The organism is Asanoa sp. WMMD1127, from assembly GCF_029626225.1.
Classification (GTDB): Bacteria; Actinomycetota; Actinomycetes; order Mycobacteriales; family Micromonosporaceae; genus Asanoa.
Genome location: NZ_JARUBP010000001.1, coordinates 3,035,691 through 3,056,111, shown reverse-complemented (window position 1 = coordinate 3,056,111; position 20,421 = coordinate 3,035,691). Strand labels below are relative to the sequence as shown.

The following is a 20,421-nucleotide window of genomic DNA, read 5'->3' as shown; positions in this document are numbered from 1 at the left end:
TAGGACTACCCGAGGACTATCGGCAGGGGTATGGGGTTCGGTGGCGGCGATCAATAACGTCTTCGGCATGACCGCGTTGCGTGCCCTCGCCGCCAAGAGATACCTGCTGACCGCTTGGCCCTGGCGGGCGCTGGGCTACCTGCTCACCACCGCTCCGGTCGGCTTCGTCGCGACCGTGGTGTTCGGCACCGTCGCGCTGCCCTGGGTGGTCGCCGCCGACCGGCTCGTCCGGCACAGCGTCCACCTGTCCGGCCCGCAACTGGCGCTGCTGGTCTGCTCCGGCACGTTCCTGCTCGCCACGGTCGCGCCGGTCAGCGCGGTGCTGCTCGCGGCGATCGAGCGGTACCGGCTGCGCCTGGTCGACGACCGGCCGCTGCCCGGCCTGCCGCCGCCGGCGCCCGGTCAGTGGTTCCGCTGGCTGCGCGACCGCTACACCGACGGCGCGACCTGGCGCGCGGTCGTCTACGGCTTCGCGCTGGGCTCGCTGGTGCCACTCGTCTACTTCGCGGCCGGCATCGGCGTGCTGACCATCGTGGCGCTGGTCTCCAGCCCGTTCCTGGTCAGCGCCGGCGACCCGATCACGATGGGCCGGGCGGCGGTCGACACACCGACCGAGGCGCTGCCGTACGCCCTGCTGGGGCTGGTCCTGCTGCCCGGGGTCCCGTACCTCCTGGGCGCCGTCGCCGGTGCGCACGGCGCACTGGCCCGGGTGCTGCTCGGCGGCGCGGACGAGCAGGCCAAGCACCGGCTGGCCGAGGTGGTCAGCTCGCGGGCCCGGCTGGTCGACGGGTTCGGCGCCGAGCGGCGGCGGATCGAGCGCGACCTGCACGACGGCGCGCAGCAGCGCCTGGTCAGCCTGACCCTGCAGCTCGGTGTGGCCCAACTCGACCTGCCACCGGACAGCCCGGCCGGGCGCAGCGTCGCCGTGGCGCACGGCCAGGCCAAGCAGCTCATGGCGGAGCTCCGGGAGCTGATCCGGGGCATCCACCCCCAGGTGCTGACCGACAGCGGCCTCGCCGCGGCGGTGGGCGAGCTGGCCGACCAGTCGACCATTCCGGTGACGGTCGAGATGGACCTACCGGAGCGGCCGCCGGAGCACGTCGAGTCAACCGCGTACTTCGTGGTGGCCGAGGCACTGGCCAACGTGGCCAAACACAGCGGGGCGTCGGCGGTGACCGTCTCGGCGGCGCGGTCCGGCCGGACGCTGGTCGTCGAGATCAGCGACAACGGCCACGGCGGCGCCGCACCGGGCGACGGCAGCGGGCTGACCGGGCTCGCCGACCGGGTCGCGGCGGTCGGCGGCACCACCCGGCTGTCCAGCCCGGCCGGCGGGCCGACGCTGCTGCGGGCGGAACTGCCGTGGCGGTGATCCGGACCGTGCTGGCCGAGGACGGCACCCTCCTGCGCGAGGGGCTGACGGGGATCCTCGACCGGTTCGGGTTCATTGTCACGGCCGCCGTCGGCGACGCGTCCGCGCTGGTCGCCGCCGTCGACGCGGACGTCCCCGACCTGGTGGTCACCGACATCCGGATGCCGCCCGGCTTCACCGACGAGGGCCTGCGGGCCGCGGTCGAGCTGCGACGGCGGCATCCGGGCCTGGCGGTGGTGGCGCTGAGCCAGTACGTGCAGCAGAGCTACGCCGCCGACCTGCTGGACTCGGGCGGGGGCCGCGGCGTCGGCTACCTGCTCAAGGATCGGGTGGTCGACATCGAGGACTTCGTGGCGGCGCTGCGCCAGGTCGCGGCCGGCGGCACGGTGGTGGACCCGCAGGTCGTCGCGCAGCTGGTGCGGCGCCGCCGGGACCCGCTGGCCCAACTGTCGGCCCGCGAGCGCGAGGTGCTGCAGCTCGTCGCGGAGGGCCACTCCAACGCGGCGATCGCCCGGCAGCTGGTGGTCTCGGAGGCGGCGGTGGGCAAGCACGTCGGCAACATCCTGGCCAAGCTGGACCTGCCGCCCGACGACGACCGCAACCGCAGGGTCGTCGCCGTGCTCACCTATCTGCGCGCTAGGCCCTAATGGTTGACGGTGCGGTCCATCCAGCCGTCGCCGTTGTCGTCGTACATCGTCTTCTCGAAGACGCCGTCGCCGTCCTTGTCGTAGTCGGCCGAATTGACCAGGCCGTCGGCGTCGGTGTCGTGGCCGACGAAGTCGACCCGGCCGTCGCGGTTGTTGTCGACCAGGATGTCGACGCCGCCGTCGCCGCGGCCCAGCAGGACGTGCTTGTCCCAGTCGCCGTCACCGTCGACGTCGACCCGCGTGTGGTAGCCCGCCGGCGGCGCGGTGCTCAACGGTTCCGCCGGCGCCGCGCCCAGGCCGGTCGTGCCCTCGACCGGGGCGGGACCGAGACCGGCGGCGGTCGGCGCCGGACCCATCGCGTCGGTGCCGGCCGGCGCCGTGTCGCGCAGGCCCGCGCCGATCTCGTCGCCGAAGCCCGACAGGCCGCCCATCCCACCGTGGCTGCCCTCGGCCTGGGCGTAGGGCCCGAAGCCGTCGTAACCGGCCGGTCCCATCCCCGACGATCCGCCCACCGAGTCGAACCCGGAGGTCGCCGCGTGGCCGACGCCCGAGCCGCCCGCCATCGGCCCGTCGATGAGGATCCCGCCCAGCGAGCCGAGCAGGCCGAACGTGCTGGACTGGTTGGCCCGAGTCTCCACCGCGTGCTCGGTGGCCGGCGCGCCGCCGACCTGGGTGTGCAGGAGCGCCACCTCGTCGTCGCTCAGCGAGTAGCTGGCCAGCGCCAGCCCCGGGTCGGACGCCAGGGCGCTGGCGAACGCCGGGTCCACGACCAGTCGTTCCAGCACCTCGTCGAAGTCACTCATCGCCGGCCCCTCCCCATCGATGGCGCTCCTACCGTAGCCCCGTCAGTCGAGCTCGGGCATCGGCACCGGCTGAGGTCGCGGCCGGCAGGTGCCGCACTGCACGGCGTCCTCGACGACCAGACCCTCGGCCCGGTTGCGGGTCTCGGACCGGTGCACCTCCAGTAGGAATGGCCCGAACCGCGCGTGGTCCTCGCAGACCCCGCGCCCGCAGAACCGGCACGACCCCCGCGCCGCCTTAGGACAAAACCAACAGAGCACCAGATCTCCTTAGGTGGGTGGTTCCTGGAAGCGGCACCCCGCAACGGTCACGTCGGTGCCGGAGATCGAGCTGCTCTCGCCCTCGGAGTCGGTCGCGGTCACCCTGATCGACAAGGCGCCACCGGTGTTCGGCTCGCCGGAGTAGGGCACCGGGCCGATACGGCCGTAGAAGTTGCCGTCCCACGACATGGCATCGCTGCCGGATGCGAAGCCGGACCACGAGACCGTGACCTTAATGACCTGATCAGGGTCCTTGTCGTCGCTGACCGCGACCACCGGGAAGGCCTCCGTGCGGTTGTTGCCGCAGGATCCCTCGCCGCCGATCTGCTGGTCGATGGTGCCGCCGGGGTCGGTCACCCAGGTGATCTCCGGCGGGTCGTTGTCGTCCGGCGGCGACGTCGGCGGACTTGTCGGCGGCCTGGTCGTCGGATTGCCGCCGGGTGGGTTCCCGCCCGGAGGATTGCCGCCCGGCGGCGGGTTCGCCGGCGGGTCGCCGCCGTTGTCGTCGTCATCGTCCTCGTCGGCCGGCGGTGTCGGGGTCGGGCTCGGCGTGACCGTCGGGGACGGCAGCTCGGACGGGGTCGGCTCCTCGCTCGGCACCGGCTCCTCGGTCGGCCCGGCCGGCCGGGGCACCTCGCGACCGTCACCGCAGTCGAGCGCTTCGTCCGTGGCCGGCTGGAGCTGCCCGTCGACCCGCACCGTTCCCGTCGAGACAACGCTCGTGCCGACGGCGTTGGCCCAGTACCAGGCCGCCCCCTCGTTGTTCAGTCGCAGCCCGAGGACCTCCAGCGAGAGATCCAGCGGCCGGAACGTGCTCCGCGTGCTGGCTGTGTCGACCAGCACCCGCCCGTCGGCCAACCGCAGCGTTCCGTGCGGCTCGGTGCGCCGCCCTCCCTCGCTCCACAGAGGACCGATCACGATCCCGCTGCCCGCGCAGAGCACCGTGACGGAGCCGCCGCGGAAGGTCAGCGTCGCCGCCGACCGGTCGCGCAGGCGGACCTGGTCGCCCTCGGTCACGTACACCTTGTCGCCGGAGGTCAGCCGCACCGGCCGGCCGTCGACCGACACCTCGGCCGTGCCCCGGGTGGTCGACAGCAGGGCGCGGTCGGCGGGCATCTCGGCCCAGGCCGGCCCGGGGATGAAGTTGGTCGCCGTGAGCAGCAGCGCGAGCAGCAGGAGCAGGGCGACCAGCCACCACAGCCGGCGCTCGAAACGGCCGTCGACGGTCTCGTCGATCACCGGCGGCGGCCCCGGCGGCGCCGCCAGCGGCGGGTAGCCGCCGGTCGGGTGCACGCCGGCCGCGGGGCGCGCGCCGGCCGCCGACGCGACCACGCTGGGATCGGCGCCGAGCAGCAGGGGTACGCCAGGCAGCGCGGGCACCGACCACAGGCGCGTAGGGGTCCGCGCGGACGCCACGACGCCGCCCGGCCCGTCGCCGATCGGCCCGATCAGAGTGCCGCGGCGCAGCTCGACCCCGTCCGGCAGCACCACGCTGCCCGACTCGATGACCACCGCGTCCGTGGCGCCGTTGAGCAGCACCGGCTCGCCCGGCGCGAGCAGCACCGGCCGGGCGGCCGACACGAGCCCCATCCGGTCCTCGGCGCTCAGCGACTGCAGGGCGGGCGCCTCGGCGAACAGCCGGTCCGCCTCGTCCCACTCGGCCGGCGGCGGCCCCGGCACCGGGCCGATCGCCCGCGACACCGCCGACGGCGGCAGCGACAGCAGGGTGGTCCCGGCGGTGTGCCAGGACAGCGCGGCCGGCGCCCCGCTCAACGCGCTGGCCAGGCCGACCACGCCGCCGGCGCCGAGTCGCTGGCGGACGAGGCCCGACGGGTCGTCGGGCCGGCGCGCCTCCACCGCACCGTCGACGACGACGTAGACGGCGCGTTGGGCGGCGCCGGCGAAGACCAGCGGCTGACCGGTGCGCGGGCGGACCCAGGTGGCGGCCGCGGCGAGGTCGGCGAGCGCGGCGCCGGAGAGCCGGCCGAGGGCCGAGGCCCGCAGGGCGTCGAGCCGCCGGGGCATGTCGAGGTCGTGGCGGCGCTGGGCGAGCCGCCGCCGCAGTGCCCGGACCCGGGCGGCGAGCCAGCTGAACGCCAGGTAGACCAGGGGCGCCGCGAGTCCGCAGACCACGGCGACGAGCAGGAGCCGGGCCGGCCAGCCCGACCGCCACAGGCCGATCGTGAGGCCCGCGACCCGGTCGGTCCAGATGCGCCAGCCCAGGTTGACCGCGATGGCGATCCACAGGACGGCGACGGTGCCGTAAAGCGCGACCAGCCGGCCTTCGCGGTCCAGTTCGGACCAGCGCGGCGGGCGGCGGCGCAGCCGGCTGACGACGTAGGTGAGCCCCCGGGCGCGCAGGTTGGGGATCTCGAGCCAGTCCATCAGCAGGTAGTAGCCGTCGAGCGCGAGGAACGGGTTGAGGTTGAACAGCGCGTTGAGGTACCAGGCGAAGGCGAGCTTGAACGTCCACGGCGCGGCCTCGGGCACGAACACGCCGACGAGCCCGGCGACGCCGGCCAGGACGAGCCCGGTGGCCGGGCCGGCGGCGGTGGTGGTCATCCGGGCGCGCCGGCCGGCCATCCACACGTCCGTCGTGTCGACGAAGACGGACGGGATGCCGAAGTAGACGAGGAAGCCGGCGGCCGGCACCCGCCGACCGGCGTGCTTGGTGGCCAGCGCGTGGCCGAGTTCGTGGCAGGCCAGAGCGAGCACATTGAGGCCGAGCAGGACGGCCGCTCCGGTCGCGTACGAGCCGCCGGTCAGGAAGATCGACTCTTCGCCGTGCCACCAGGTCCAGCCGAACGCGAGCAGGCCGGCCAGGGCGACGACGCCGAGCAGCGCGACGACGGCCTTGTGGAACAGCAGCCGGCCGCCGGCCCGGTAGAGGAAGCCCACCAGCGGGTCGATGTCGGCGACCACGGTGCGCCGGCCCTGCGCGAACGCCAGCAGCGTGCGGCCGATCCGGACCGGCCAGGGTCGCCGCCGCACGTTGCGCAGCGGCAGGAACGCGTCGACCGGCAGCTCGGCCAGCATCCGGTTGGCGGCGAGATCGGCGACCACCCGGGTGACCTGGTCAGGGGCGAGCCGGCCGCCGATCCGGGCGAACTCCGCGACCAGTCGGGCGACCGTACGCGAGCCGTCCATCAACGTGGCAAGCTGCCACTCCTCGGGCGTGAGCCGCAGGTAGCAGGCGCCGCCGCGGTCGTCGGGCGAGCGGAGCATCACGTAGGGAACGCCCCGCACCGAGACCAGGTCGACCTGCTCGATGCCCGCGCGCCGCACGGGCCGCGCCCGCGCCGGATTGAGTCGCTCGACGACGGCCGCCCACATGCCGGGGTCGTGCGGGCCCACCGGCTGCCCGGGCGCCCGCCCGGCCAGCGCCTCCCACACACTCACCCGGGTCTCGACGACCGTCACGGCGCCCCGCCTCCCCTAAGCCACCGGGGATGCAGAGTAGGCGTCTCATTGATCGGATTCGACCTCATGTCCGCCACCCGACAGCGGGTGTCGGCGGGCCGTCACGGCCCCGTCACGCAGAGCCGGAAAAGGGCCGGAAAAGGCGGAGGCGGGTGACACGACCAACCCCCGAGGGCCGTGCCACCCGCCACCTTGGGAGGAGGACCGTCACCGCGGGTCGCGCGGCTCGCCAGTCCCAGGTGTGCGCTTATTTAAGACGCTTCGGTGAGCGTCACGGTTGCGGTGTTTCCGGATCCGTTTCGCGTGTAGGTCAGCTGCACCTGGTCACCGACCTTGTGCGACTGCACCGCGGCCACCAGCTCGTCGGAGGTGTTGATCGCCTCGCCGCCGAAGTTGGTGATGACGTCGCCCTGCTGCAGCCCGGCCTTGGCGGCCGCGCTGTTCGGGGTGACGGCGCCGACCAGGGCGCCTTGGCCGTTCTCGGTCTCGGTGACCTGCACGCCGAGCGCGGCGTGGGAGACCTTCTCGCCGTTGCGCAGTGCCTGCGCGACCTGCTCGGCCTTGGCGCTCGGGATCGCGAAGCCGACGCCGATGCTGCCGTTGCCCTGCCCCGACGTGGCGATCGCGGTGTTGATGCCGATCACCTCGCCGTTGGTGTTGACCAGAGCGCCACCGGAGTTGCCCGGGTTGATCGGCGCGTCGGTCTGCAGCAGGCCCGACAGCGACGTGGCGGTCGGCTGCTGGTTGGGGTTGCCGCCGAACGGGTTCGGCTGCTGGTCCTGCTCGGACTGCGTGCGGATCGTGCGGTCCTTGGCGCTGATGATGCCGGCGGTCACCGAGCCCTGCAGGCCGAGCGGGCTGCCCAGGGCGAGCACGGTGTCACCGACCTGCACGGCCGCGCTGTCGCCGAACTTCGCCGCGCTCAGGCCCGAGACGCCGGACGCCTTGACGACGGCCAGGTCGCTCTTGGGGTCGGTGCCGACGATGGTGGCGCTGGCGCGCTTGCCGTTGTCGAAGACCACGGTCACGCTGTTGCCGCTCGCGCTGGCCACGACGTGGTTGTTGGTCAGCACGTAGCCGTCGTCGGTGAGCACCACGCCCGAGCCCTCGCCGCTGCCGGTGGTGATCGAGACGATGCTCGGCTCCACCTTCTGCGCGATCTCGGCCAGCGAGGACCGGTTGACCACCGGCGCGGCGGCCGCCCGGGCCCGCGCGTTGTCGGCGTCGTTGCCGTTGAGGGCCGCGCCGATCACGCCGCCGACCAGGCCGGCGCCGAGCAGCAGGACCAGCGCCACCGCGGCCGCGGCGATCCAGCGGCCGACCTTGTTGGGCCGCCGCGGATCGCCGGGACTCGGCACGTGCTGCTGCCATGGCGGGCCCGCCGGCGGACCGCCCGGGCCGCCACCGGCCCACGGGATCGGCGTGCCGTGCTGCTGCTGGTGGGTGCCGGCGTAACCGCCCTGCCCGTAGCCCGGGTAGGTGTAGTGCGGGTAGCCGGAGCCGGCCTGCGGATATTGCGGCGGCTGCTGCGCGGCCGGCTGCCACGGGCTGCGCGGCTGCTCCGCGTGCGCGCCGCTGACCGGCTGGGACTCGGTGGGGAGGGTGGGTTGCTGCGCGGTCGGCTGGTCGGCGCCGTACGGGCGCGGCTGCTGCTCCGTCGGCTGCTCGGCACCGGCGGCGGCGCCCGCGGCGGGCGCGGTCCCGGCGCCCGGCTCGGTGCCCCGCTCGGGATCGCGCCGGGGGTCGCTTTCGTGCTCGGTCATGACATTTACCTTTCCCCACCGCTCTGCGACCGGCCTGGGGCCGGGCTGAGCGTTGTCTGAGAGTGCCCGTTCCCGTTGGCGCCCGGGCCCGGGTCCTCCTGTTCGTCGTCCCCGCCGGCCACGTCGTCCCCGCCGGCCACGTCGTCGCCGCCGGCCAGCGGCAGCCGGACGCGGAACGTCGAGCCCTGCCCCGGCACGGTGTCCACTTCGACCGTCCCGCCGTGCGCTCGCACGAGCGCGGCCACGATCGCCAGCCCCAGCCCGGTGCTGGTGGCCTCGCGGTCGCGCCGGCGCGCGGCGTCCGCCCGGTAGAACCGCTCGAAGACGCGTTCGGCCTGCTCGGGCGGGAGACCCTGGCCGGTGTCGACCACCTCGACGATCGCCGAGTCGCCGTCGGAGCGAAGCCGGACGGTGATCTGCGCGTCCAGTGGCGTGTGGATGATCGCGTTGGTCAGCAGGTTGCCCAGCACCTGGCGGAGCCGGGCGTCGTCGGCCCGCACCACCAGCAGCCCGGCCCGCGGCGCCACCTCGATCGCGATCTCGCGGTCGGGCGCCATCGCCTGCGCCGCCTGCACCGCCTCGCTGGCCAGCACCCGCAGCTCGACCGGCGACAGCGAGAGCGGTCGTTCCCGGTCGAGGCGGGCCAGCAGGAGGAGGTCTTCCACGAGAAGGCCCATCCTGGCCGCCTCGTCCTCGATGCGACGGACCAGCCGTGCGGTGTCTTCCGGCGACCCCGCCGCGGCGCCCTGCCGGTAGAGCTCGGCGAAGCCACGGATGGTGGTCAGCGGCGTACGCAGCTCGTGGGAGGCGTCGGCGACGAACTGCCGCATCCGCTCCTCGGAGCGCAACGCCCGCGCCTCCGACGCCTGGGCGGAGAACGCCGCGTCGCGGGCGGCGGCCTCGGACTCGGCCCGGGCGGCGAACGCGGTCTCGATCTGGGTGAGCATCGCGTTGAGCGCGCGGGACAGCCGACCGAGCTCGGTCTTGGGCTCCTCGGCGCCGGGTTCGGGGTCGGGAACACGCTGGCTCAGGTCGCCGGCCGCGATCGCCACCGTCGTGCGCTCGATCTGCCGCAACGGTTTGAGGTTGCTGCGGACTATCGCCGCCCCGAGGGTGGCCAGCACGATCAGCACCGTGCCGCCGGCCAGGCCGTCGATCCAGAGCAGCTGTTTGACGGTGTGGTCCACGTCGGAGAGGTTGAAGCCGACGGCCACGATCGCGGTGCTGTCCTGCGGCTGCACGACCAGCACGCGCCAGCGGACCTGGCTGCCGATCGCCTTGACCGTGTAGGGGTCGTTGTGGTGCTGCCGCAGCGACTCCTGCAGGCCGGTGTAGTTCTGCGGCAGGTCCGGCCCGTCCGGCGTGAACAGCTGGCCCGGCCGGCTGCTCAGGTCGTTGAGCGTGGGCTGCGCCGGGGTGGACGCCACGGCGAACGCGTTGTCGCCGACGGCGAACTGGATGTTGTCGCGGAGCAGCGCCTGCACGTTGTTGTTGAGGCTGCGCAGGTTGCCGTCGACCTGGTCGAGCAGGTAGTTGCGCAGGAAGAACGTGCTGGCCGCCCCGATCACGAGCAGGGCGGCCGTCACCAGCGCCAACACCGCGGCGACGAGCTTGACGCGCAGCGGGGTGCCGCGCAGGGGAGCCAACATGAGCTTCCTGGTCAGGCCGCTGGCTTACGAAGGACGTAGCCGACCCCACGCAGGGTGTGGATCAGCCGGGGCTGGCCATTGTCGATCTTGCGGCGCAGGTAGGAGATGTAGCTCTCCACGATGTTGTCGTCGCCGCGGAAGTCGTAGTTCCACACGTGGTCGAGGATCTGCGCCTTGGACAGCACCCGGTTGGCGTTGAGCATCAGGTAGCGCAGCAGCTTGAACTCCGTCGGCGACAGCTGGACCCGCTGGCCGGCGCGGTAGACCTCGTGGGTCTCCTCGTCGAGCTCCAGGTCGGCGAAGGTGAGCCGGGAGGCGCTCTGGTCGCCGGCGGAGGTGCGGCGCAGCACGGCGCGGATGCGGGCGGTCAGCTCCTCGAGGCTGAACGGCTTGGTGACGTAGTCGTCGCCACCGAGCGTCAGGCCGCGGATCTTGTCGTCGGTGGCGTCGCGGGCGGTCAGGAACACGACGGGCGTACGCGTGCCGCCCTCGCGCATCAGCCTTATCACCTCGAAGCCGTCGAGGTCCGGCAGCATCACGTCGAGCACGACCAGATCGGGCCGGCGGTCCTTGGCCGCGCTGACGGCGGAGCTGCCGCTGGTCGCCGTGCTCACCTCGAACCCGGCGAACTTCAAACTGGCGGAGAGCAGCTCGAGGATGTTGGGGTCGTCTTCGACGACGAGCAGTCTCGCCTCGGTCTGTGGTGCGGCCATGACACCCATCATTTACCCGTACGCTGTGCCGTCGCTGGACTGAACCTGAAAGTCGGCTGTGCGGCACCCCTCAGCGCTGCAGCCGGCGCAGGCCGTCGAGCACCCCGTCGAGCAGGCGGGACGCGGTGCGCAGCTGGTCGTCGCTGAACCGCCCACGGCGGACGATCGCACGCACCTCGTCGGTGAACGCCACCAGCCGCCGGTCGAACTCGTCCCGCACGTCGCCGCTCGGATGACCGCCGCCGCCGAGCTGGACGTCGAACACCCAGGCGCTCCGGCGGGTCTTGCGGGCGGCCTCGCGCAGCTCCTTCTTCAGGTCGCGGGTCGAGCCGTGCACCTGGGCCTGGATGTCGGCGGCGAGGTCGGCGACGGACGCGTTGATGTCCTGCTCGAGGTCGGCCAGCTCGCCGGAGCGCTGGCGCAGCTCCGTGCGGCCGCTGTCGCTGATCGAGTAGGTCTTGCGGCCGCCGGCTGCGGTGTGCGTGACCAGGCCCTCGCTCTCCATCCGGGCCAGCCGTGGATAGATCGTGCCGGCGCTGGGCGCGTAGGTGCCGTGGAACCGGTCGGCCAGCAGCCGGATCAACTCGTAGCCGTGCTTCGGGCCGTCGTCGAGCAGCTTGAGCAGGTAGAGGCGCAACCGCCCATGGCTGAAAACGGCCGTCATTCCGGCGTCTCCCCTTCCTCGTCGACCGGGCTCGCCAGCAACGCGATGCTGCCGGAGACGGTCGTCGCCCAGAGTTTGCCGGTCCCGCGGCCGAGGTCGCCGCGCCGGTGCCGCGAAGCGCCGTGTCGCTCGCTGCCGGCCAGCGGGAAGGCGCTGGTGATCTGCCCCGACTGCGTGTGCAGGTCGACGGCGAGGTCGGCGTCGGCGCGGACCCGCACGGTGACGCTGCCGGAGGTGGTGTGCAGGCGGAGCTCGCGGTGATGGGGGTTGTCGAGGTCGCAGGTGACCGACCCGGAGACCGTCGTCATCTCCACCCGGTCGGCGGAGCTGTCGGCCAGCACCAGCTCGCCGGAGACCGTCTTGAGGGTCAGGTCGCCGTCGACGCCGAGCGCCTCGACCGGCCCGGCGACCACCTTGGCGCGGGTGCGGCCGCCGAGGCCCATCAGCGTGATCCGGCCGGACGTCAGGTCGACCTCGGTGTCGTCGCGCAGACCGGCGACGACCACGGCGCCGTCGACGAGGCGCAGGTAGGCGGCGGTGGAGCGGGGCACGCCGATCGAGACGTCGACCCGGAACCGGCGGCGCAGCTGCCCGATCCACCACAACACGCCGGGAAAGCGCGGGAGGCGGTTGTGCCGGACCACCAGCGTGCGGTCGACCACCTCGACGATCACCGGCGTGCGGCCGGCCCGCGTAACGTCGACCCGGGCCGGACCGTCGTCGGTGCCGACCAGGTTGACCTGGCCGGAGACCAGGTTGACGTCGACCCGATCGATGGCCGCCTCGACGGCGATCTCGCGCGGCTCCTCGACGGTCCAGCGGTTGGACACGGATCACCTCCCGAAAGCCGCTTGAGCATATCGCGATGTATCGCGTTATGCCAGCGGCCTCCGAGCGGGGCGATCAAGCGGCCAGGGCCAGCGGTACGGGGATCGGGGTCTCCTCGACCGGCGCGGGCACGAACACCGGGGTGCCGACGGCGGCCTGGGCCACCCGGGCCAGCGCCCGCCGGGACGCCGCGGGCTCGGGGTGCAGGGCCGGCGCGACGGCGACCGACGCGACCAGCTTCGGCATTGCCAGCACCCGACGGACCGACGCCCACAAAGTCTCGTCGCCGATGAAGGAGGCCGCCGGGCTGCCGTACCGCAGGGTCACGGGCACGATCGTCGCACCGGCGTCGATCGCGGCCTGGAACATCGCGGGGCGGAACGGGCCGACCGACGCGCCGCAGCCCGTGGTGCCCTCCGGGAAGACGGTGACGACGGCGCCGGACCGCAGCGCGTCGGCCACGTCGGCCACCGAGCGGGGCAGCGTCCTGGGCCGGGAGCGGTCGACGAAGATCGTGCCGCCCGAGGCCGCCAGCGCGCCGAACAGCGGCCAGTTGCGCACCTCGACCTTGGCCAGCATCCGGCCCGGCGCCACGGCCAGCAGCGCGACGATGTCGAGCCAGGACACGTGGTTGGCCACCACCAGCGCCTTGCCGCGCGGCGGCCGGCCGCGCAGCCGCAGCCGCACGCCGAGCGCGGCCAGCGTGAGCCGGCCCCAGAACCGGCCGGCCCGCTCGCGCCCTCGCTCGGTGAGCAGCGGCAGGACCGGCACCAGGAGCGCGCCGACGAGCACCGCTCCGAGCAGCCGGACGAAGCGCAGCACCTGCAGCGCCTTCGGCGCCTCGGCCGGCTCGTCGCCAGTGACCAGGCAGTCCGTGCCGCAGTCGTTCCGCGGCCGCCACAGCGTCACTGATCGACCCCCAGGAAGTGCCGCAGATAGCGCGGGTCCATCCGGTCCAGGGAAAGCAGCACGTAGAGGTCGGCGCAGTCGAAGTCCGGGTCGTACGCCGGCTCGCCGCAGATCCAAGCGCCCAGCCGCAGGTAACCGCGGAGCAGCGGCGGCATCAGCGCGGCGGAGGCCGGCGCGGCCGGCTGGATCTCCCACGGGTGGCGCGGGGTGACCCGCATGCGGGGCGGCGAGAGGTGCTTGACCCGGACCCGCTCCCACACGGCCGCGGCCATCGTGCCGCCGTCGTTCAGCGGGATCGACGCGCAGCCGCCGAGCCACCGCTTGTTGTGCAGGTGCAGGTAGCGGGCGATGCCGGCCCACATCAGATTGATCACCGCGCCGGACCGGTGCTCCGCCGCGACGCACGAGCGGCCGGTCTCGACCAGGGCGTCCCGCAGCGGGTCCAGGGCGGACAGATCGAACTCGGTGTCGCCGTAGCGCTTGGGGGCACGCCCGGGCAGCAGCATCCGGTAGGTGCCGACGATCGCGCCGGACTTGTCGTCACGGACGATCAGGTGGTCGCAGGCGTCGTCGAACTCGTCGACGTCGTGCCCGGGAACCGTGGTCTGCAGGGTGGCGCCCAGCTCGTCGGCGAACACCTGGTAGCGCAGCCGTTGAGCGGCGGCCACCTGCTGCGCGTCGTCCGCGATCAGCAGGGTGTAGCCGCCGGTCCTGGTCAGGAGGTCCATGCGTTCTGTGTAAGTGTGCCGGCTACCACACGCGTGTCGCCCAACGGGTGCGTGGATGTCGATTGCGTGAACGCCGGACCTCGGCGCTCGGTGTGCGAAGGTGTGCAGGTGGACAGCGGTTCTTTGATCATCCCGAGCCGGTTCAACGGGCCGCCGGGCACCGGCAACGGTGGCTGGTCCGCGGGCACGTTCGCGGCCCTGGTCGGCGCCGGGGGCGTGCCCGAGGTGACGCTCGTCAAGCCACCGCCGCTGGACACCCCGCTGACCGCCGGCGACGGCGAGGTGGTCGACCCGGCCGGGCAGGTGGTCGCGGCCGTCCGCGCCGTCCCGCAGTTCGAGGTGGTGGCCCCGGCCGTGTCGCTGGCGGCGGCCACCGACGCGGCGGGCCGGTACGCCGGCTTCGCCGACCACCCGTTCCCGACCTGCTATGTCTGCGGTCCGGAGCGCGCCGACGGGCTGCGGATCTTTCCCGGGCCGGTCGACGGCGTCGTGGCGGCGCCGTTCACCGCGCCGGCCGAGGTCACCACGGAAACCGTGTGGGCGGCGCTGGACTGCCCGGGCGGCTGGTCGGTGCTCTCCCCCGGCCGGGCGTACGTCCTGGGCCGGATGGCCGCTGTCGTCTCCGCGCTGCCGGCGCCGGGCAGCGAGTCGGTGGCGGTCGGGATGCTGGCCGGCGTCGAGGGGCGGCGAGCGGCCGTGCACACCGCTCTCTACACACCGGACGGCGAGCTTGTGGCGCACGCACGGGCCACCTGGGTAGCGATTTAAGGACAGCGAACGTCACACCCCGCCGGTATGGTGTGCGGCGACGTCACCCAGGGGGAGGAGTGAGATGTCCGACGGCCAGCTAGTGGTCTCCGGTCTCACCAAGCGATACAAGCAGCTCATGGCCGTCGACGGTTTGTCGTTCACCGTCGAGCCGGGTCGCGTGACCGGCTTTCTGGGCCCCAACGGCGCCGGCAAGACCACGACGCTGCGCATGCTGCTCAACCTGGTGACGCCGACCGCGGGCACCGCGACGATCGGCGGTCAGCGCTACGCCGACCTGCGCGACCCGCTGCGCACGGTCGGCGCTGTGCTCGAGGCGTCCAGCGCGCACCGCGGCCGCACCGGCCGCAACCACCTCCGCGTGATCTGCGCGGCCGCCGGGCTGCCCAGCCGGCGCGCCGACGAGGTGCTCGAGATGGTCGGCCTGACGCCGGCCGCCAAGCGCAAGTTCAAGGGCTACTCCCTCGGCATGCGGCAGCGTCTCGGCATCGCGGCCGCCATGATCGGCGACCCCCGGGTGCTGATCCTCGACGAGCCGGCCAACGGTCTCGACCCCGAGGGCATCCGGTGGATGCGCGGGTTCCTGCAAAACCTGGCCCAGCAGGGCCGCACGGTGCTGGTCTCCAGCCACCTGCTCTCCGAGATGGAGCTGCTGGCCGACGACGTGGTGATCATCGCGGCCGGCAAGCTGATCCGGCAGGGCCCGGTGTCCGAGGTGCTCGCGTCGATGACCGCCACGACGCACGTGCGGGTCCGCACGCCGCAGGCCGACGCGCTCGGCAGCGCCCTCGAGGGCATCCCGGGCGCGGCGGTCACCCCGCGCGCCGACGGCTCGCTGCTGGTCACCGGCGTCGAAGCGCCGGCCGTGGGCAAGGCGGCCCTGGCCGCCGGCGTCGAGCTGCACGAGCTGACCCCCGAACGCCCCGACCTCGAAGGCGTCTTCCTGGAGCTCACGGCCGGAAAGGCGGGCATCCGATGAGGCTGGTCAACGCGGAGTTCCGCAAGCTGCTGACCACCAACACGTGGTGGCTGTTCGCCCTCGGCGCCCTCCTGTGCTGGGCCGCGACGTTCGCGCTCAACGCCACGTTCGCGCACTTCACGCTGACCCAGGCGCCGCCGACCGACGTCTCGCCGGAAGACGCGGCCCAGATCGCGGCCGTCAGCGACCAGATCTACCAGGCGGCCAACCTCTACACCTCGGGCCAGTTCACCGGTCTGCTGTTCGTCGTGCTGCTCGGCATCCTGATGGTCACCAACGAGTTCCACCACCAGACCGCCACCTCGACGTTCCTCACCACGCCGCACCGCACCTCCGTGATCAGCGCCAAGCTCGGCGTCGCGGCCTTCATCGGCGTCCTGTTCTGGGTGGTCACCACCGCCCTCAACATCCCGGCGACGATGATCTTCCTGCGCTCCGAAGACCTGCCGACGCTGCTCGGCGACTCGTCGGTGCAGCGGGCGATCCTGCTGAACGGTGTGGCCTACCTGCTCTGGGGCATCCTCGGCGTCGGCATCGGCGTGCTCATGCGCAGCCAGATCGCGGCGACCGTCACCGCCGTGCTGGCCTACGTGCTCGGCACGGCCGTGGTCGGCTTCCTGTTCACGCTGCTGTCCCAGGCGCTCGACCAGGACTGGATCGAAGACATCCAATACGCGCTGCCGTCCATCGCCTCCGGCCTGATGGTCGCCGGCCGCGACCTGCCCGGCCAGCCCGAATACTGGGTCGGCGCGGTCATCCTCGTGGCCTGGGCCGTCGTCACGGGGACGATCGGCACCCTGATCACCCGCACGCGAGACATCTCCTAACGCGTTCCCGCGTTTTAACCTGTGAGACGTGACACGGACGGACGTCGCCGACGGCCGTCCATGTCGCGCGGCGTAGCCTTGGAAATGTCTTCTCACACATACACACAGCGCGCGGAAGAGGCGATTACCGGCCGTGTCGAGCCAGCAGACATCCGAGAACCCACTGGCGGGTTTCGGCCCCAATGAGTGGATCGTCGACGAGATGTACCAGCGCTATCTCGCGGACCCGACGAGCGTAGACCCGGCGTGGCACGACTTCTTCGCCGACTACCGCCCCGAGGCGGACGGCGCGTCGCCCACCCAGGCGACCGCGGCCACCGCCAAGCAGAGCGCCGCCAAGGCCGGCACCGACGCGCCCGGCGCGGCTTCCTCCCCCGAGCCCCGGGCCACCGCCAAGCCGGCACCCGCAAAGAGTGACGGCAAGGTCGAAACCGCCCCGAAGACGACCAAGGCCCCGGCGCAGCCGCGCGCCGCCGCCCCGGTCAAGGCCGCCGCGCCCGCCGCCAAGGAGGCCCCGCCGGCCGAGAAGACCGCCGAGACCACCCCGCTGCGGGGCGTGGCCGCCCGGATCGTCCAGAACATGGACGCCTCGCTGGCCGTCCCGACCGCGACCAGCGTGCGGGCCGTCCCGGCCAAGCTCCTGGTCGACAACCGCATCGTGATCAACAACCACCTGGCCCGCGGCCGCGGTGGCAAGGTCAGCTTCACCCACCTGATCGGCTGGGCGATGGTCCGGGCGCTGCAGGCCAACCCGGAGATGAACAACTCGTTCACCGAGGTCGGCGGCAAGCCCGCGGTGGTGCAGCCCGCGCACGTCAACCTCGGCATCGCGATCGACCTCAAGCGCCCCGACGGCACCCGCACGCTGGTCGTGCCGTCGATCAAGAACGCCGAGACCATGGACTTCCGGCAGTTCTGGCAGGCCTACGAGGACATCGTGCGGCGGGCCCGGCGCAACGAGCTCACCATGGACGACTACGCCGGCACGACGATCTCGCTGACCAACCCCGGCGGCATCGGCACGGTGCACTCGCAGCCCCGGCTCATGATCGGCCAGGGCACGATCATCGGCGTGGGCGCGATGGAGTACCCGGCCCCGTACGCCGGCATGTCCGAGGAGAAGCTCGCGGAGCTGGCGGTCAGCAAGATCATCACGCTGACCAGCACCTACGACCACCGCATCATCCAGGGCGCGCAGTCCGGCGAGTTCCTCAAGACGATCCACGAGCTGGTCCTGGGCGAGCACGGGTTCTACGACCAGATCTTCACCTCGCTGCGCATCCCCTACGAGCCGGTGCGCTGGATGCGCGACGTGGCGGTCAGCTCCGAGGGCGCGATCGACAAGACCGCGCGAGTGATCGAGCTGATCCACGCGTACCGCGTGCGCGGTCACCTGATGGCCGACACCGACCCGCTCGAGTTCAAGATGCGCAAGCACCCCGACCTCGACGTGCTCGAGCACGACCTGACCCTGTGGGACCTCGACCGCAGCTTCCCGGTCGGCGGCTTCGCCGGCAAGCAGACGATGAAGCTGCGCGACATCCTCGGCGTGCTGCGCGACAGCTACTGCCGCCGGGTCGGCGTCGAATACATGCACATCCAGGACCCGGAAGAGCGGCGCTGGATCCAGGAGCGCATAGAGCGCAAATACGAGAAGCCGACGGCCGAGGAGCAGAAACACATCCTCAATCGGCTCAATGCGGCCGAGGCGTTCGAGACCTTCCTGCAGACCAAATATGTGGGCCAGAAGCGGTTCTCGCTCGAGGGCGGCGAGTCGCTGATCCCGCTGCTCGACGAGGTGTTGCAGACCGCGGCCGAGGGCGACCTCGACGAGGTCGTGATCGGCATGGCCCACCGCGGCCGGCTCAACGTGCTGGCCAACATCGTCGGCAAGCCGTACGAGAAGATCTTCTCGGAGTTCGAGGGTTTCATCGACCCGAAGTCGGCGCACGGCTCGGGCGACGTGAAATACCACCTCGGCCAGAACGGCAAGTTCACGACGCCCGACGGCGAGCACGCGATCAGCGTGTCGGTGACCGCCAACCCGTCGCACCTCGAGGCCGTCGACCCGGTGATGGAGGGCATCGTCCGGGCCAAGCAGGACCGCATCGACCTCAAGCTTGAGGGCTACACCGTGCTGCCGCTGGCCATCCACGGTGACGCGGCGTTCGCCGGCCAGGGCGTGGTCGCGGAGACGCTCAACCTGTCGCAGCTGCGCGGCTACCGCACCGGCGGCACCGTGCACGTGGTGGTCAACAACCAGGTCGGCTTCACCACCGCGCCGGAATACTCGCGTTCGTCGCTCTACTCGACCGACGTCGCGCGGATGATCCAGGCGCCGATCTTCCACGTCAACGGCGACGACCCCGAGGCCGTCGTACGCGTCGCGCGGCTCGCCTTCGAGTACCGCCAGTCGTTCAACAAGGACGTGGTCATCGACCTGGTCTGCTACCGGCGGCGCGGCCACAACGAGGGCGACGACCCCTCGATGACCAACCCGCTGATGTACTCGATCATCGACCAGAAGCGGTCCGTGCGGAAGCTCTACACCGAGGAGCTGATCGGTCGCGGCGACATCACCGTCGACGACGCCGAGGAGCTGCTCCGCGACTACCAGTCCCAGCTGGAGCAGGTGTTCAAGGCGACCCGCGACGCGGCGGCCGGCGGCACCAGGCCGGTCCGCACCCGCCAGCCCGAGCCGGAGCCCGCGGTCGAGACCGCCGCTTCCGTCGAGGCCGTGCGCGCGGTCGGCGAGGCGCACGTCAACCTGCCGGCGGGCTTCACCCCGCACAAGCGGCTCCAGCAACTGCTCGACCGGCGGCACAAGATGTCCGTCGAGGGCAACATCGACTGGGGCTTCGGCGAGATCATCGCGTTCGGCACGCTGCTCGCCGACGGCGTCACCGTCCGGCTGGCCGGCCAGGACTCCCGCCGGGGCACGTTCGTGCAGCGACACGCCTCGATCGTCGACGCCGACACCGGCAAGGACTTCCTGCCGCTGGCCACGCTGACCAAGGACCGGGCCCGGTTCTTCGTCCACGACTCGCTGCTCTCCGAATACGCGGCGATGGGCTTCGAGTACGGCTACTCCGTGGAGAACCGCGAGGCGCTGGTGCTCTGGGAGGCGCAGTTCGGCGACTTCGCCAACGGCGCCCAGTCGGTGGCCGACGAGTTCATCACCTCGGGCGAGGTCAAGTGGGGCCAGCAGTCGGCGCTGACGCTGCTGCTCCCGCACGGCCACGAGGGCCAGGGTCCAGACCACACCTCGGGCCGGCCGGAGCGCTGGCTGCAGATGGCCGCCGAGGACAACATCCGGGTGGCCATCCCGACCACGCCGGCCAACTACTTCCACCTGCTGCGCCGCCAGGCCCTCTCGCCCAAGCGCAAGCCGCTGATCGTGTTCACGCCCAAGTCGCTGCTGCGGCACAAGCTGGTCGTCTCGTCGGTCGAGGACTTCGCCACGGGTACGTTCCAGCCGGTCATCCCCGACACCAGCGGGCTCGACCCGCAGGGCGTGCGCCGGGTGCTGCTCTGCTCGGGCAAGGTCTACTACGACCTGGTCCAGGCCCGCGCCGACCGCAAGATCACTGACACGGCGCTGGTGCGGATGGAGCAGCTCTACCCGCTGCCGGTCGACGAGGTAAAGGCGGCTCTGGCGCAGTTCCCGAACGCGGTCGACTTCGCCTGGGTGCAGGAGGAGCCGGCCAACCAGGGCGCCTGGTCGTTCGTCGCGCTCAACCTGCTGGAGCACCTCGAGGGGGTACGCCTTCGGCGGATCTCCCGCCCGGCGGCCGCGGCGCCGTCGGTGGGCTCCACCAAGCTGCACGACGCGGAGCAGACGGCCCTGATCGAGGCGGCCCTGCCGCGGCCTGCGGAGGGCTGATGTACTTCACGGACCGCGGCATCGAGGAGCTGGTTTCGCGCCGGGGTGAGGAGACGGTGTCGCTGGAGTGGGTCGCCGACCGGCTCCGCGACTTCGTCGACGACAACCCGGAGTTCGAGACGCCGATGGAGCGCTTCGCCACGTTCCTCGCACGCCTCGACGACGACGAGGACTGACCTGATCACTGCGCCCCCTCACCCCGCTCCTGCCGGT

16 protein-coding genes are annotated in these 20,421 nt (G+C 72.4%); 7 read left to right on the top strand and 9 right to left on the bottom strand.

What is annotated here, in order from left to right:
• Window positions 1-67: 67 nt before the first annotated feature.
• Complete coding sequence (locus O7635_RS14625; protein ID WP_278080960.1) at window positions 68-1,369, top strand: sensor histidine kinase; 1,302 nt, start codon at window positions 68-70, stop codon at window positions 1,367-1,369.
• Window positions 1,366-2,016, top strand: coding sequence for a response regulator transcription factor (locus O7635_RS14620; RefSeq protein WP_278085482.1), 651 nt, complete (start codon window positions 1,366-1,368; stop codon window positions 2,014-2,016). The genes O7635_RS14625 and O7635_RS14620 overlap by 4 nt, the downstream gene beginning before the upstream one ends.
• Here O7635_RS14620 and O7635_RS14615 read toward each other — a convergent pair.
• The 9 genes from O7635_RS14615 to O7635_RS14575 all read right to left on the bottom strand — a co-directional run bounded on the left by O7635_RS14615 (window position 2,013) and on the right by O7635_RS14575 (window position 13,751).
• Window positions 2,013-2,819, bottom strand: a complete 807-nt coding sequence (locus O7635_RS14615) for a hypothetical protein (RefSeq protein WP_278080959.1) — start codon at window positions 2,817-2,819, stop codon at window positions 2,013-2,015. The genes O7635_RS14620 and O7635_RS14615 overlap by 4 nt on opposite strands.
• 267 nt (window positions 2,820-3,086) lie before the next feature.
• Complete coding sequence (locus tag O7635_RS14610; protein ID WP_278080958.1) at window positions 3,087-6,497, bottom strand: cyclic nucleotide-binding protein; 3,411 nt, start codon at window positions 6,495-6,497, stop codon at window positions 3,087-3,089.
• Between the two features lie 251 nt (window positions 6,498-6,748).
• Window positions 6,749-8,260 (bottom strand): trypsin-like peptidase domain-containing protein, encoded by a 1,512-nt coding sequence (locus O7635_RS14605; protein ID WP_278080957.1) that lies wholly within the window; start codon window positions 8,258-8,260, stop codon window positions 6,749-6,751.
• Between the two features lie 5 nt (window positions 8,261-8,265).
• A complete protein-coding gene (locus tag O7635_RS14600) occupies window positions 8,266-9,909 on the bottom strand; it encodes a HAMP domain-containing sensor histidine kinase (RefSeq protein WP_278080956.1) in 1,644 nt (547 codons plus the stop codon).
• 11 nt (window positions 9,910-9,920) lie between these two features.
• Complete coding sequence (locus O7635_RS14595) at window positions 9,921-10,622, bottom strand: response regulator transcription factor (protein WP_278080955.1); 702 nt, start codon at window positions 10,620-10,622, stop codon at window positions 9,921-9,923.
• Window positions 10,623-10,692: 70 nt separating this feature from the next.
• Window positions 10,693-11,286: a PadR family transcriptional regulator gene (locus O7635_RS14590; RefSeq protein WP_278080954.1), complete on the bottom strand. Its 594-nt coding sequence runs from the start codon at window positions 11,284-11,286 to the stop codon at window positions 10,693-10,695.
• Window positions 11,283-12,116, bottom strand: coding sequence for a DUF4097 family beta strand repeat-containing protein (locus O7635_RS14585; RefSeq protein WP_278080953.1), 834 nt, complete (start codon window positions 12,114-12,116; stop codon window positions 11,283-11,285). Before O7635_RS14585 ends, O7635_RS14590 begins: the two co-directional genes overlap by 4 nt.
• Window positions 12,117-12,189: 73 nt before the next feature.
• On the bottom strand, window positions 12,190-13,023 hold the full coding sequence (locus O7635_RS14580) for a lysophospholipid acyltransferase family protein (RefSeq protein ID WP_278080952.1): 834 nt from the start codon (window positions 13,021-13,023) through the stop codon (window positions 12,190-12,192).
• A complete protein-coding gene (locus O7635_RS14575) occupies window positions 13,020-13,751 on the bottom strand; it encodes a GNAT family N-acyltransferase (protein WP_278080951.1) in 732 nt (243 codons plus the stop codon). The genes O7635_RS14580 and O7635_RS14575 overlap by 4 nt, the downstream gene beginning before the upstream one ends.
• Before the next feature lie 123 nt (window positions 13,752-13,874).
• On the opposite strand from O7635_RS14575, the gene O7635_RS14570 reads away from it, so the two are divergent.
• From O7635_RS14570 to O7635_RS14550, 5 genes are all read left to right on the top strand, one after another.
• Entirely contained in the window at window positions 13,875-14,519 is a 645-nt protein-coding gene (locus tag O7635_RS14570) for a hypothetical protein (protein ID WP_278085481.1), read from the top strand.
• A gap of 64 nt (window positions 14,520-14,583) precedes the next feature.
• Window positions 14,584-15,498 carry an ATP-binding cassette domain-containing protein gene (locus tag O7635_RS14565; RefSeq protein ID WP_278080950.1) on the top strand — a complete coding sequence of 305 codons (915 nt, stop codon included), beginning with the start codon at window positions 14,584-14,586 and terminating at the stop codon, window positions 15,496-15,498.
• The gene (locus O7635_RS14560; protein WP_278080949.1) at window positions 15,495-16,325 is read left to right on the top strand and encodes an ABC transporter permease; all 831 of its coding nucleotides are present in this window, start codon (window positions 15,495-15,497) and stop codon (window positions 16,323-16,325) included. Before O7635_RS14565 ends, O7635_RS14560 begins: the two co-directional genes overlap by 4 nt.
• 133 nt (window positions 16,326-16,458) lie before the next feature.
• Window positions 16,459-20,208, top strand: a complete 3,750-nt coding sequence (locus O7635_RS14555) for a multifunctional oxoglutarate decarboxylase/oxoglutarate dehydrogenase thiamine pyrophosphate-binding subunit/dihydrolipoyllysine-residue succinyltransferase subunit (RefSeq protein WP_278080948.1) — start codon at window positions 16,459-16,461, stop codon at window positions 20,206-20,208.
• Window positions 20,208-20,384, top strand: coding sequence for a DUF6104 family protein (locus tag O7635_RS14550; protein ID WP_278080947.1), 177 nt, complete (start codon window positions 20,208-20,210; stop codon window positions 20,382-20,384). The genes O7635_RS14555 and O7635_RS14550 overlap by 1 nt, the downstream gene beginning before the upstream one ends.
• Window positions 20,385-20,421 lie beyond the last annotated feature (37 nt).

Excerpts from the sequence above, each read along its gene's own strand:
- O7635_RS14595 (WP_278080955.1), bottom strand. The coding sequence starts at position 10,622 with ATGGCCGCACCACAGACCGAGGCGAGACTGCTCGTCGTCGAAGACGAC.
- O7635_RS14575 (WP_278080951.1), bottom strand. The coding sequence starts at position 13,751 with ATGGACCTCCTGACCAGGACCGGCGGCTACACCCTGCTGATCGCGGAC.
- O7635_RS14600 (WP_278080956.1), bottom strand. The coding sequence starts at position 9,909 with ATGTTGGCTCCCCTGCGCGGCACCCCGCTGCGCGTCAAGCTCGTCGCC.
- O7635_RS14565 (WP_278080950.1), top strand. The coding sequence starts at position 14,584 with ATGTCCGACGGCCAGCTAGTGGTCTCCGGTCTCACCAAGCGATACAAG.
- O7635_RS14560 (WP_278080949.1), top strand. The coding sequence starts at position 15,495 with ATGAGGCTGGTCAACGCGGAGTTCCGCAAGCTGCTGACCACCAACACG.
- O7635_RS14605 (WP_278080957.1), bottom strand. The coding sequence starts at position 8,260 with ATGACCGAGCACGAAAGCGACCCCCGGCGCGATCCCGAGCGGGGCACC.
- O7635_RS14625 (WP_278080960.1), top strand. The coding sequence starts at position 68 with ATGACCGCGTTGCGTGCCCTCGCCGCCAAGAGATACCTGCTGACCGCT.
- O7635_RS14550 (WP_278080947.1), top strand. The coding sequence starts at position 20,208 with ATGTACTTCACGGACCGCGGCATCGAGGAGCTGGTTTCGCGCCGGGGT.
- O7635_RS14590 (WP_278080954.1), bottom strand. The coding sequence starts at position 11,286 with ATGACGGCCGTTTTCAGCCATGGGCGGTTGCGCCTCTACCTGCTCAAG.
- O7635_RS14615 (WP_278080959.1), bottom strand. The coding sequence starts at position 2,819 with ATGAGTGACTTCGACGAGGTGCTGGAACGACTGGTCGTGGACCCGGCG.